Origin of the sequence: Leptothermofonsia sp. ETS-13 (genome assembly GCF_049200465.1) — a bacterium.
In the GTDB taxonomy this organism is placed as follows: Bacteria; Cyanobacteriota; Cyanobacteriia; order Leptolyngbyales; family Leptolyngbyaceae; genus Leptothermofonsia.
Genome location: NZ_CP120836.1, coordinates 3359320 through 3373510, shown reverse-complemented (window position 1 = coordinate 3373510; position 14191 = coordinate 3359320). Strand labels below are relative to the sequence as shown.

Annotated in this window: 7 protein-coding genes; 2 read left to right on the top strand and 5 right to left on the bottom strand. The window is 51.9% G+C overall.

What is annotated here, in order from left to right:
* Positions 1-71: 71 nt before the first annotated feature.
* The 5 genes from P4D80_RS15215 to psaA form a co-directional block, all read right to left on the bottom strand.
* Positions 72-2099, bottom strand: coding sequence for a DICT sensory domain-containing protein (locus P4D80_RS15215; protein WP_421654849.1), 2028 nt, complete (start codon positions 2097-2099; stop codon positions 72-74).
* A 99-nt stretch (positions 2100-2198) separates the two neighbouring features.
* Entirely contained in the window at positions 2199-4649 is a 2451-nt protein-coding gene (locus P4D80_RS15210) for a putative PEP-binding protein (protein WP_421654848.1), read from the bottom strand.
* A gap of 98 nt (positions 4650-4747) precedes the next feature.
* Complete coding sequence (locus P4D80_RS15205) at positions 4748-5275, bottom strand: pentapeptide repeat-containing protein (protein WP_421654847.1); 528 nt, start codon at positions 5273-5275, stop codon at positions 4748-4750.
* Positions 5276-5532: 257 nt separating this feature from the next.
* Positions 5533-7758, bottom strand: coding sequence for a photosystem I core protein PsaB (psaB, locus tag P4D80_RS15200; RefSeq protein WP_421654846.1), 2226 nt, complete (start codon positions 7756-7758; stop codon positions 5533-5535).
* 22 nt (positions 7759-7780) lie between these two features.
* Entirely contained in the window at positions 7781-10021 is a 2241-nt protein-coding gene (gene psaA / locus P4D80_RS15195) for a photosystem I core protein PsaA (protein ID WP_421654844.1), read from the bottom strand.
* 609 nt (positions 10022-10630) lie between these two features.
* Here psaA and P4D80_RS15190 point away from each other — a divergent pair.
* Together P4D80_RS15190 and P4D80_RS15185 are read left to right on the top strand one after the other, a co-directional pair.
* The gene (locus P4D80_RS15190; RefSeq protein WP_421654843.1) at positions 10631-11746 is read left to right on the top strand and encodes a HAMP domain-containing protein; all 1116 of its coding nucleotides are present in this window, start codon (positions 10631-10633) and stop codon (positions 11744-11746) included.
* 180 nt (positions 11747-11926) lie between these two features.
* Complete coding sequence (locus P4D80_RS15185; protein WP_421654842.1) at positions 11927-14188, top strand: hypothetical protein; 2262 nt, start codon at positions 11927-11929, stop codon at positions 14186-14188.
* The last annotated feature ends 3 nt before the right edge of the window (positions 14189-14191 follow it).

The following is a 14191-nucleotide window of genomic DNA, read 5'->3' as shown; positions in this document are numbered from 1 at the left end:
AACTGTAACAGTTATTAGCAATTGAGATAGGGGGAGTGGGGGTAGGGGGTGGGATGGATGGGTAGTCTTCTCTAAACTCGACTTTTTGCCGCTTTCCCCTTTGGCTTTTTTGCGGGTGTGGCTGGGGGACGGTTGGATTCACTTTGAAAGATGGGGATGGTGAGGTGAAATTGGCTGCCTTGATCTTTACCACCGGACTCTGCCCAGATGCGACCGCCTAAACCATGGATAATCTGACGACAGATGGCCAGCCCCAGGCCTGTGCCGCCTGCGGTTCGTCGGAGGGCACCTTCTTCCTGGTAGAAGCGATCGAACACCGCTTCGAGGCGGTTTGGCTCAATCCCGCGCCCGGTGTCAGAAATGGTGATTTCTAACATCTGGCCGCCATTTTCATGGGCTTCGATAGTGACTCGACCATCGGGATCTGTAAATTTGCAGGCGTTGTCTAATAGTTTTGAGAGGACTTCGACTAGCCATTCCCCGTCGGTTTGCACGAGGGGGAGTTCTGGTGACACTTGGGCAGTAATTTTGGGAAGGCGATCGTTGTGGAGTTGACGGGCGCGGACGCTACTCAGAGCCAGGTCAACACACTCTCTTAGGGGAAGGGGTTCCAGGTGCCACTTTACTCGCCCACTTTCTAACTCAGATAGGGTCAAAAAGTCCTGAATCAGCTTGCGCATCCGCTCAGCATCCGATAGGGCAGACCGCAGCATGATCTGTCTCAGTTCGGTGGGCATGTCAGGTTCACTGGCAAGACTTTCTAAACAGACCTGAATGGTAGAAAGGGGGGTGCGTAGTTCGTGCCCTGTGATGGCAATTAGATTGCTGCGGGTGCGATCGAGGGCTTCGAGCTGCTGGTTTAGGTCTTCCAGGTTGGCATAAGCTTCTGCCTGAATCAGGGCAACTCCAATTTGGGTGGCGATCGCCTCTACTAAGCTCAGTTCGGATTCTGCCCATTCGTACAGGGTGGTGCAGCAACGATGCAATTCCACAATCCCTAAAAGCCGATTTTGATGAATCACGGGTACCATGAGCCAGGATTGGATTTGCCAGCGCTGTACCGGAGATGCTCCATTGGAGCGATCGCCCAAGCTGGGGGGAGAAACCTCTGAACCGTTGTTAAGTACCCAGGGCGTTGCCTGAGCATCATCGACAAATACGGCTTCCTGCTGTTGCGCGACCGCCTGGAATAGCGGGTTATCTCGTAAATTCCATTCTTTGCCCACCAGAGATTCTACCGCTGCTCCCAGATACTCATGCTGGATGATGACGTGGGTATCTGTTTCTTTGCAGCGATAGATCAAACAGCGGCAGACCTTTAACGCCTGCCCCAACTCTTGCACGGCAATTTTGAAAATTTCATTGGGGTCGAGGGAGTGGCGAATGGCGGCTGTAATCGAGTTAACCAGGCGTTCCTTGCGTTCCTGTGCTGCGATCGACCGATAAGCTTTAATCAGCTTGTACTGTCCTGCTTGCAGGTAAGTTACCAGTCGTTCTGCAAAAGGTTCTGGGTCAAGGTTATTAAAGCCAGTGCGGGTTTCGGTCGAAAGCTCTGCCTTAACTTTGCCAACTTTACCGGCCAGTTCCGGTCGGTAAAGAAGGATGCGATCTAGTAACAGTTCAGCCGCTTTATAGACGGTGCGGCGGTCAAAGGTCCAAATTCCTTCAAATCGGCGGGATTGATCGCCAGCAGGCTGAATTGTCGATTTTTCTGAGGTAGCCTGGCGTTCTTTGCAGACCAGGCAGGCGGCATAACGGGGCCCCACAACAACCAGGTGCCACTCCTGGGCCAGCGCATCGGTTGGTTCAAAGGCGATCGTTTCATAATGCTCGGTACGGCTGGCGAAATTGGTTTCGGGAGCGGCCAGAACGTAAACCTGATCCGCCCGTTCAGAAATGCGGAGATAGCGATGAGCTTCCTGGCGATAGAAACGCTCGCGCTGAAAGCTAGCAATCACCAGCGTGCTGTTGACCCCAGCCAAAATCTGGTCTTCCATTGCATGAGACAGCGCAGTCAGAGAAGACTTGAAGTAGATTTGAGTCCTCAGGTCCGGTAGGGCTTGCAGCAGAGCTTCCAGGATGGAAGTGGAATTGCTCATCGAGGTGAACTCACTCGTTGACGCAGGGGAAAGCACTTAAGCCCACTATACCGTTTTGGTAAAGAGATTCGACAGTTCTATGGTTGCTGACAAACAGTTCTATGGTTGTTGACGAGCAGTTTCGAGCAGGAGGCGGCGTTCGGCGCGGGCGATTGCCCAGTAGGTGGTTTCTACGGCTTCTGGCTCTACAGAAATTGAGTCGATGCCCCAACGGATGAGGTCTGCTATGAGTTCTGGGTGTCGAACGGGGGCCTGGCCACAAATGGAGCAGGGAATGCCCGCCTGATGAGCCTGCTGAATGAGTTGGGCGATCGCAGCCTTGACGGCAGGGTGGCGTTCATCGAAAGCAGATGACAGCAGAGTATTGTCCCGATCAATGCCTAAAAGGAGCTGACTCAAGTCGTTGGAGCCGATGGAAATGCCTTTCACACCCGCTTTCACATACTCTGGCAGCAGAAACAGCACCGAGGGAACTTCTGCCATGATCCAGATCTGGAAATTGGGGTTGTGCATCAAGCCTGTTCGTTCAACCCGTTGTCGGCAAAATTCAAACTCCTCAACAGCCCGCACAAACGGCAACAACAAGTGGATATTGCGATTGCCTGTTTGTTGAGTGGCGGCCAATGCTGCGAGTTCCAGTTCAAACAGAGTTGGGTACAGAGTATAGCGAAAGGTGCCTCGCATCCCTAACACAGGATTGCCCCCAGGGGCGGTCGCCTCTCCGCCGCCGAGATCCCCAAACTCGTGGGAGCGTAAATCGAGCGAACGATAAAACACTGGACGCGGTGCCAGGGCTGAAGCGAATTGGCAGAGGGCATCTGTCAATCGCTCTACAAATTCCGCATGGTGTTCGGGTTGCAGCCAGTAGTGGGGAGGTTGGTTGTTGAGGAGGGCGATCGCCAGCAATTCTGACCGTAGCAACCCGACCCCGTCTATTGGCAAATCCGCAATTAGATCCAGAGAACTGAGCTGGCTCACATTCACCATCAACTGGGTCCCGATCGGTGGCCGTTCCAGAGAATCAGAAACTGGGAGAACATCAGATAGAGGGCGGGGAGGCGTTGATTGGAGAGCTTCCACATCTGCATGCCCCTGTCCCATAATGGGAGGGCTGGTCTCCTGTGCCCCATTTGGTTCAATGCGATAGATTCTTCCTCGGCTTCCATCTACCATTACTAGGTCGCCGGTTTGAATATGGGCCGTAGCATTGGTTGCACCCATCACGGCAGGGACCCCCACTTCCCTGGCAACAATCGCACCGTGGCTGGTCATGCTGCCTTGTTCGGTCACAATCGCCGCCGCCTGTTGAATCAGAGGCAACCACTGGGGCGGCAGCGAGGGGGCAACCAGCACTGTCCCTGGCAAAATTCCGATCGCGGCTTTTTGGGGGTCAGCAATCACGCTGGCACGAGCGATCGCTCGCCCCTGGGAAACCGCCAACCCAGTTAACAGGGGACGCCAATTGGAATTCATTACAGGCTCTTCATGGAGGGAGGATAACGGTTCCCAGTCACCCAAGTTGGTTGGTGACCAACTAGCTCTAACCAACTGGGGAATTACCTGAGTCAGATACACCTGGGGTTGGGAATTTGTTGCACAGGAAAGAACCCACTCTAGCTCCATCGGTGGGGCACAATCAACCAGGAGTCGTTGAACCAGGTGAATTAATTCTTCCAGTTGCCAATCCTCTATAGCATTGCTTGCCTGTCGAGTCTCATCGAGAAACCGCAGGGACAGATGCAAAGAGCTACCCTTAAGGTCGGCAGGTTCGGCAACAGGGTCATAAACGATGGTCTTTTTTCCCAGGTGTCGGGAAAGAATAGCCCCACTCTTGGTATGAATCTGATAACAGTCTGGAATCGTCTCACCCCAGGTGATCGCCATCCCTAATCCTGGAGTTGCTTGCACCTGAAAGTAGCTATCGTTCGCCTGCACTGTTCCTGCTGCGATCGCCGACCACAAAGGCTGCACCAGAACAGCCAGACAAATTTGCTGCAAGGGAATGCCGGTGCGCTGCCAGTAGAACAAACTTTTTGCCCCAAACAACTGTGCCCATAGCTGCTTTAATCCTTCGATCAGGCTTTCTTCCGTCATCCCGCAGGTCTGGATGTTGAAGAGTGCCGAACTTCGGCCATCTATCACTGGCTCAAACCTTGATGCATCAATTTTCCAGGAAGTTTTTCGTAGGGCTAACGAGGGACGCAGAATAACCACGGGTGAACCGAGCTGACTAACGGCAGATTTGACCTCTGAAACCCACTCAGTTAGCAAAGGAGCTATTGTAATAGCCTGCCGAATCTGGCGGGCTATTGCCTGAAGCTGTTGAGGGTTGTCAATATCCAACCGCAATGAAGAATGGGGCAAATCCGCAAACAGTGGCTCAGGCCAATTAACGGTTTCCAAAAATTCCCAGAACATCTGAGCTGAAATGACAAAGCCCGGTACGACTGGATACCCAGTTTGCAGCAGACGAGCCAGATGAAACGCTTTATTCCCTACAAGAGATTGATGCTCAGGCTGGATGCGATCGAGCCAGTAAAGATTAGCCACTGGGACAACCGATTCTTAACACAAATCAATCGTAGGAGGACTTTCGCATTAAGTATTCTTTCCTAAAGAATGAATGCATAATCGGATAGCCTGGCCGACTACTGATGCATTTTGCCATTGGGCATAATCGTTCGGGTCAAAATCGCTTCATCCAGATTGGCCCCCTTCAAATCCGCCTCCGTTAAATTGGCCTCCCACATAAAGGCTACTTTCAAATTCGACCCACTCAAATCAGCCCCACAAAGATTCGCTTTGGCCAGGTTCGCCCCCTGTAAAAGGCTACCGCTGAGATCAGCAAAAGCCAGGTTGGCCTCGCTCAAATAGGCCCGGTGGAGATTCGCACCGCTCAGATTCGCACCGCATAGATTCGCCTGGTGGAGGTTCGCTCCTTTCAAATTCACCCCGCTCAAATTACACCCACTTAAGTCAACCCCTCTCAAGAGAACCCCTCGAAAATCACGTTCTCCGGATGCATACTTTGCCAGTAATTCATCCACACCCATGCCAACTGACATTGACCGTCCAACAGAAATTTTGATGTCTTTCTGCTCGCTAACCATTCCATTTCGTTGAGGGATAGGCATAAGCACTTTCTGAATCTGGTCGATTTGGAGTTCATCAACCAAAAAGATGCTCCTTAATATAACGTTACAATTTTACATAAGTATTTTTACTCAGTCAACCTCTGGTTACTGAATGGCTATAGAGCGATCGCCACCAGGCTGAGGACAGGATGCAGGGGTGGAACCCCTAGCTGGGGGCAAAGCCCCCACACTCTCTTCAAACCAATGTCCTAAATAACCTGCGACAGCTATAAAATAATCCCCCGCCACTGGCGGGGGATACCCGATAGCCACCTCCAGGTAGCTTTAGCGCCTGAGCGCTATGGGAATTTGGCTGCCGTAGAGGCAATAACAAAGGCGGCGTAGGTCAGAACATAGCCAGCCGCAAAGTGAGTCAGACCGACCAGACGAGCCTGGACGATAGACAAAGCAACCGGCTTATCCTTCCAACGAACCAGGTTAGCCAGCGGAGTGCGCTCGTGAGCCCAAACCAGAGTCTCGATCAACTCCTGCCAGTAACCTCTCCAGGAAATCAGGAACATGAAACCCACTGCCCAGCACAGGTGTGCCAGCAGGAAGATCCAGGACCAGATCGCCAGGTTATTGACACCGTAGGGGTTATAACCGTTGATTAGTGGACCAGAGTACAGCCACAGATAATCACGGAACCAACCCATCAGGTAGGTGGAACTCTCATTGAATTGAGACACGTTGCCCTGCCAGATACCAAGGTGCTTCCAGTGCCAGTAGAAGGTAACCCAGCCCAGGGTGTTCAGCATCCAGAACATGGCCAGGTAGAAGGCGTCCCAAGCAGAGATATCGCAGGTGCCGCCCCGGCCTGGACCATCACAGGGGAAGCTATAGCCGAAATCTTTCTTGTCCGGCATTAGCTTAGAACCGCGAGCATCCAGGGCACCCTTGACCAGAATCAGGGTGGTGGTGTGCAGACCCAGGGCGATCGCATGGTGCACCAGAAAATCGCCAGGACCAATGGTCAGGAACAGAGAGTTGGTGCCGCTGTTGATAGCATCCAACCAACCAGGTAGCCAGACGTTACCATAGTTGGGCCAAGCCGTCGCTGCAATGCTGTCTGGGTTAGACAACAGCGTGTTCATGCCATACAACACCTTTCCAGAAGCAGCTTGAACGAACTGACCAAAGACCGGTTCAATCAAGATTTGCTTCTCAGGCGTGCCGAAAGCCACCACAACATCGTTGTGAACATACAGGCCCAACGTGTGGAATCCGAGGAAAAGGGAGACCCAGCTCAAGTGAGAGATGAGGGCTTCCTTATGCTCAATCATCCGCGCCAGCACGTTCCCCTTGTTCTGGTCGGGGTCATAATCCCGCACCCAGAAGATCGCACCGTGGGCAAAAGCACCCACCATCAAGAATCCAGCGATGTATTCGTGATGGGTAAACAGAGCGGCCTGGGTGGTGAAATCCTGCGCAATGAAGGCATAGGGAGGCATGGCATACATGTGTTGCGCCACCACCGAGGTAATCACACCCAGACAAGCTAGGTGCCAGCCGAGCTGGAAGTGCAAGGAGTTGTTGTAGGTCTCATAAATGCCCTGGTGAGGCATGTTGAAAGGACCTTCGACTGAGGTGCCGAAGAAGGTCTTGGAGTCCATCATCTCCTTGATGCTGTGGCCGATACCGAAGTTGGTGCGGTACATATGGCCGGCCACAATAAACAGAACGGCGATCGCCAGATGGTGATGAGCAATATCCGTCAACCAGAGAGACTGAGTCTGAGGATGGAAGCCACCCAGGAAAGTCAGAATCGCCGTACCAGCTCCATCAGCGGTGCCAAACACATGCTGAGCCGTGTCTGGATTCTCTGCATACACTCCCCAGTTGCCAGTAAAGAACGGCAGCAAGCCAGCCGGGTGAGGAGGAGTAGACAGGAAGTTATTCCAGCCCACATGCTGACCCCGAGACTCAGGAATGGCTACGTGGATCAGGTGACCAGCCCAGGCCAGAGAGCTAACCCCGAACAAACCAGCCAGGTGGTGGTTCAGGCGAGATTCAGCATTCTTAAACCAGGCGAGGCTGGGGCGGAACTTAGGCTGCAAGTGCAGCCAGCCAGCAAACAGGAACAGACCAGCCAGAATCAGAAGGAAAATTGAACCCTGGTAAAGATCACCATTGGTTCGCATTCCTTGGGTGTACCACCAGTGATAAACACCCGAATAAGAAATATCCACCGGATAGGAAGCGCCTGCTTGAGTAAACGCTTCAACCGCGGGTTTACCGAATTGAGGGTCCCAAATCGCGTGAGCAATGGGACGGATATGCAGCGGGTCTTTGATCCACTGCTCGAAGTTGCCTTGCCAGGCTACGTGGAACAGGAGTCCAGAAGTCCACAGGAAAATGATTGCAATGTGACCAAAATGGGAAGCAAAAATCTTTTGATAAAGATTCTCTTCCGTCATTCCGTCATGGCTCTCAAAGTCGTGAGCTGTGGCAATCCCGTACCAGATCCGACGTGTAGTCGGATCTGCAGCGAGGTCCTGGCTAAATTTTGGAAATTTAGTCGCCATATTTACTGTGTTCTCCTCGCGCTCATCCAAGTGACAGTGTGCGAGCCAGGAAGAATGCCCAGGTCGTGGCAATTCCTCCCAGGAGGTAGTGAGCAACCCCCACAGCTCGACCTTGAATAATGCTCAGCGCACGCGGCTGAATGGACGGAGCAACTTTCAGCTTATTATGTGCCCACACAATGGACTCAATCAGCTCCTGCCAATAACCACGACCACTGAACAGGAACATGAGGCTGAATGCCCAGACGAAGTGAGCACCCAGGAACAGCAAGCCATAAGCAGACAGCGCTGAACCGTAGGAAGTAATCACTTGAGTCGCCTGTGCCCACAGGAAGTCACGCAACCAACCATTGATGGTGATGGCGCTCTGAGCAAAGTTTCCAGCCGTAATGTGGGCGACTGACCCATCGGGGTTAACCGTTCCCCAAACATCCGACTGCATTTTCCAACTGAAATGGAAGATCACAATCGAGATGGAATTGTACATCCAGAACAGACCAAGGAAGACATGGTCCCAACCAGAAACCTGGCAGGTACCACCCCGACCCGGACCGTCGCAGGGGAAACGGAAGCCCAGGTTAGCCTTGTCTGGGATCAAACGAGAGCTACGGGCAAACAATACACCTTTAAGCAGGATCAACACCGTCACATGGATCGTGAAAGCGTGGATGTGGTGAATCAGGAAGTCTGCGGTACCCAGAGGAATACCGGAGATGGCAACCTTTCCACCCACAGCCAGCACGTCACCACCGAAAGCCAGGCTCGCAGGAGCGAGTGCATTGGGAGCGGTGTTGCCAGGAGCTGCAAAGTGCAGGCTCTGGATCCACTGAGCAAAGATGGGTTGAAGCTGGATGCCCGTATCCGAGAACATATCTTGAGGACGACCAAATGCTCGCATCGTGTCGTTATGCACGTACAGACCGAAGCTATGGAAGCCCAGGAAGATACAGACCCAGTTCAGGTGAGAGATGACGGCATCACGGTGACGAATGAACCGATCCAGGACGTTGTTCTGGTTGAGGGCAGGGTCGTAGTCACGCACCATGAAGATGGCAGCGTGAGCCGCGGCACCCACAATCAGAAAGCCACCAATCCACATGTGATGAGTAAAGATGGACAACTGGGTGGCGTAGTCCGTTGCCAGATAGGGGTAAGGCGGCATGGCATACATGTGCTGAGCCACAATGATGCTCAAAGAACCCATTCCAGCTAAGTTCCAGGCCAGCTCAATATGCCAGGAGGTAGTGAAGGTCTCGTAGATACCCTTATGACCTTCGCCAGTAAAGGGACCCTTGTGAGCTTCGTAAATTTCCTTCATGCTGTGGCCAATGCCCCAGTTGGTGCGGTACATGTGACCCGCAATGATGAACAGAACTGCGATCGCCAGGTGGTGATGCGCGTTATCCGTTAGCCACAAACTACCAGTAACGGGGTTAACACCGCCCTTGAAGGTCAGGAAGTCGGAGTACTCAGCCCAGTTCAATGTAAAAAATGGAGTGAGACCCTTCGCAAAGCTGGGGAACAAATCTGCCATCAGCTTGGAATTCAAAATGAACTCGTGAGGCAGGGGAATGTCCTTCACAGCCACTCCAGAGTCAAGCAGGGCATTGGTGGGCAATGCCACGTGAATGATATGCCCAGCCCAACCCAATGAACCACAACCCAACAGAACTGAGAGGTGGTGATTCAGCATGGATTCAGCATTCTGGAACCACTCCAGCTTCGGTGCTCGCTTGTGGTAGTGGAACCAGCCAGCAAACAGCATTAAGGCTGCCATAACCAATGCACCGATGGCTGTGCAATAAAGCTGGAAGCTGTTGGTGAAACCTTCACCCCTCCACATGTAAAACAGACCTGAGGTGATCTGAATCCCGTGGAAGCCGCCACCAACATCTGCATTCAAAATTTCTTGACCGAAGATAGGCCAGACGACTTGAGCACTGGGTTTGACACCAGTGGGGTTTGCCATCCAGGCTTCAAAATTTGAAAACTTAGCGCCATGAAAATACATGCCACTCAGCCAGATAAAAATTACGGCCAGGTGACCAAAGTGAGCGCTAAAGATTTTTCGGGATACGTCTTCTAAGTCACTAGTATGGCTATCAAAATCATGGGCGTTAGCGTGAAGGTTCCAAATCCAGGTAGTGGTTTTGGGCCCTTTCGCCAAGGTGCGATCGAAGTGACCAGGCTGTGCCCACTTCTCAAAGGAAGTGGGTACTGGATCCTTATCGACGACAACTTTCGCCCGTGGGGTAGTTGTCATTGAGACTCTCCTCTCTCTAGACAAGGAACGAGCAATACTCTTGCGCCAGGCACTACTCCGCACTTTTGAAAAACCACTGTCTTTGGTTAAAAACAGTCGCTGTACGACTCGGAAAAATGAAGCCAAGAGTCCCAAACAGGCTCGTACAGCGCGAGGTATGGCTATTTACCTCAGGTCAGAGAACGGAGCAGACACTGCCATCAGAACTGAAAAAGCCCATGAGGCAATGAAATCAGCCTGGTAAGAGTTCTCAACGTGTCATTATAGGTCTTGCTCTACATCGTGTCTGGGAGCCGTTAACAATAATTCAAAATCGTTCAATTGAAGTTCTGGACTGATTTGTAAATCCATGCGCCCTTCTAAAAGTCAAGAGGTGTTTGCATTACAGTTATAAAACGAAACAATAGAAAATCTCTATTGATCGACCGTCCTGAAACCCTTTTCATCTTCGATGATTGATAAATGTCTATGTTTTTTGGTGAGAATTTCTATGAGTAGGTGCTAACAATATTTGTAATCTTCACGACACTTTTTAACCAGATTTAAGAATTAATAATTTTAAGTCATTCGCATTCTTTGACACTTTTTGGATAGCGTGCGCAGGTTCACATGAAAAGGCTGCCCTCCCGGTTTTATGACTTTCTGCGTCTCTTTCAGAGTCGTCTATCACTTCGGATTGTTTTCTGGATTTTTCTCAGTATTGCTGTGATTGAGACGATCTTGTTGGTTCCTTCTGTGGAGCGGCGGAAACAGGAAGTCCTAGCCCGAATAGTGGAGGTGTCTTCAGGTAAAATGAACTGGATCTTTGCTACCTATCCGGAGGCAACGGGAGCAGAATTATTGGAACATACCAGGCAACTCTATGCCAACCCTATGCTCCGAATGATTGTGGGCGGTGCAGTTTATAAGCCGAATGGAAATCTGGTGGGAACCTTTGGAGAACCGCCTGTGATGACATTTGTTGAAGCCCAGAGGGAAAGCCGAATTTACCTTCAAGGGCAGGGAGGCGATCGCTACGAGGTTGCCTGGAAAACGCCTCAGGCAGATGGAGAGCATGCCATTGTAATTCGACACAATGCAGAGATTATGCGAAGCGAGATCTACGCTTATATCCTTCGCATTCTGGGGCTAGTCTTCATTATCTCGGCATTTGTGACCCTGGTGATGCTGATTACTCTAGGTCCTCTGGTAATTACTCCTATCCTGACTCTACGACGTGACCTGCTGCGGGCAGGGGAAGACGTTCGCCATGATCAGTTAATGCCAGGTTTTGGCTCAAGTACCATTAAACGACGGGACGAGTTAGGGGAAGTGATCACTGCTTTTCAGCGCATGTTTGCCCAGATTTGCCAGGCCATAAGTGAACGCAAGCAGGCGGAAAAGGAGTTGCTGCAAGCCAATCAACAAATGGAGCAATACATTCAACAGGCAAGCCGAGTCACCACGGCTGCTGCGGAAGTAGAAAAGGGCATTTTTCAGCCCGAAAGTTTAACGGAGATTGCCCTACGGAATGATGAGTTAGGGCAGTTAGCACGTGTCTTCCAGCGAATGGCCAGTGAAGTAAAGCAACGGGAAACTCAACTGAAGCAACAGATTGCCGACCTGAAAATTGAAATAGATCAGCACCGACGAGAGCAAGAAGTGGCTCAGGTTGTGCAAAGTGGCTATTTTAAGGAGCTTCAGCAGGAAGTTGACCAGATGAATTTGGATGAATTCTGGAGTTGAGCAACGCTATTTGGGCGCATAGGCGATTGGGTCAAAGGCCACGGGAAAAACCTCCCGCGCCCACCTTGCTTCTGTGGAATCAAGTCCACCAACCAGCGATCTAAAAATTATGAATTGTTAGGGGATCGATTCCGCTATAGTTCCCTATGGCGGACGCAACAAAAATCAGGAGTTTGTTTGGTGCTTGGGATGAATCATGGGCGATCGCTGCTCAAAATTTTGTTTGCCGTATTCCTGGTGACTCTGCTGGCCTTGAGTTCAGTGGGCACTCCGGGTGCTGTGGCCGCAGGGAAGGCAAAAATGCCAAAAACTGAGAAATCGAAAGCCACAGGTAAAGTCACGGGAACCTTAGCAGAAACTCCACCCCCCCCTACCATTCAGGATTTGCGGAAAGCATTAGAGAATTACCAGCCACAGGTCACGATTCTCAACCCGAAACCCAATGAGGTCTTGTCAGACAATACGGTTTCCGTCCGCTTCCAGGTCAAAGATCTGCCCATTTTTAAGAATGAAAAGCTGGGGTTAGGTCCACACCTCCATGTTTTATTGGACAATCGCACCTATCAGGCAGTTTACGACCTCAGCAAACCGCTGGTATTTGATCAGCTTGAGCCCGGCACTCATACCATTCGGGCCTTTGCTTCCCGCCCCTGGCACGAAAGCTTCAAAAACGAAGGAGCGTACACTCAAGTCACCTTCCACGTCTTTACAAAAACTGGAGAAAATAGCCCCAACCCCGATCTGCCGTTGCTGACCTATAGTCGCCCTCAAGGCACCTACGGGGCAGAACCGATCATGCTCGACTTTTATTTGACCAATGCTCCTTTACACCTGGTTGCCCAAGAGAGTAGCAAGGATGACATTGTTGATTGGCGCATCCGCTGCACGATTAACGGGGAAAGCTTTATTTTGGACCAATGGCAACCGATTTATCTCAAAGGCTTTAAGCCTGGCAAGAATTGGGTCCAACTGGAATTTCTGGACGAGAATGGTAACCCAGTTAACAACGTATTTAACAACACAGCACGGGTTATTACTTACGAACCCAATGGCCAGGATGCCCTTTCGCGGCTGGTGCGGGGAGATCTTTCTGCGGCAGAAGCCCGTAGTATTATAGACCCCAATTACGTGCCAGAAAAACCAGTGATTACTCCGCTTCCCAGCTCTAGCCCCTCTCCTAAACCTGCGGTAGAAGCTACCCCCAGCCCAGTTCCCGTTGTTCCACTGGTTCGCCCCACCCCCAGTCCAACCCCATCACCGGCGACCAGAGCAAAACCAGCCACAAAAGCGAAACCGTCTCCGAAGCCAACAACCAGTCCTGTGGCGCCTGCCAAACCGAAAACAACGGCTCCCTCCCCTGCACCCGCGCCTTTCAGCCCAGAGCCTTCTCCTCGCTTAGACAAAGGAGAGCCTGTAGAACCCTCTAAGACTGAGAAACCGCTTGAGAAACCGCTTGAGAAGCCAATAGCACCGAAGTTAGAGGCTCCGAAACCCGAAGTTTCTAAACCAGACGTTTCTAAACCTCAGGTTCCTAAATCAGAGACGCCCAAACCCGAAATTTCTAAACCGGAAACTCCCAAACTAGAGACGCCCAAACCGGAAGTCCCCAAACCCTCAGAACTAGAGGCGAAGCAGTCGAAGCAAGAACCCGGTTTACCTGGTTTTCTCAATCGGTTCCGTTCCACGCTCAAGTCGGTAGTGCCCTCACCTAAACCAGCACGCCCGGTTCCTGGTTCAGGGTTGCCATCTCCCAGTCCAACCCCTGCGGAAGAAGGGAAACCGATCCAACCTCCGTCTCAAGCAACGGAGGCTCCTAAACCGTCGCCAGTGCCAGCCCAGAGTGCACCCGCCCCTGAAACTACCCCGCTCAAGGAGCGTAAACCTGTTCAACCTTCACCCAGGGCGATCGCCCCTTCAAAACCCCAATCTCCAAAATCACCGGAATCATCCCCCAGTCCCAGCGAGTCTCCTGTCAGGAGTGAATCTCCTGCAAAGGTGCTTCAGCCAGCTCCTAAACTCCCAACGCCAACACCCAAACCGATTCCGCAGCGGCTAGAGCAACAGCCTTCTTCCCCCAGCCCGATCGCACCATCTCCTACTCCGGCTCCAGCGAAGGCGATCGCCCCTGCCAAACCTCCTGTGGCACCCCAGGCTCCTAAACCGCAACCATCGGCTTCCCCTACGGTGGCTCCGAACCGTTCTTATACTCCCAAACCAGAGGCTACCCAGCCAGAGAGCAAGGTGTCTGAAGATACCAAGCCGTCACCTGACAGTTCAAAACCAATCAAAAACCCAACTGCCAGTGACTTTTATGAGCACCTGCGACGCGCCAGAACCAGTCCAACGGCTTCCCCCTCTCCGCTTCCTCCAGCTACTCCCTCAACTGGAGAACCTGCGCCCCTGGCAAAACCTGCTGTGCCTGGAGGGACAGCCAATCCATAAAGT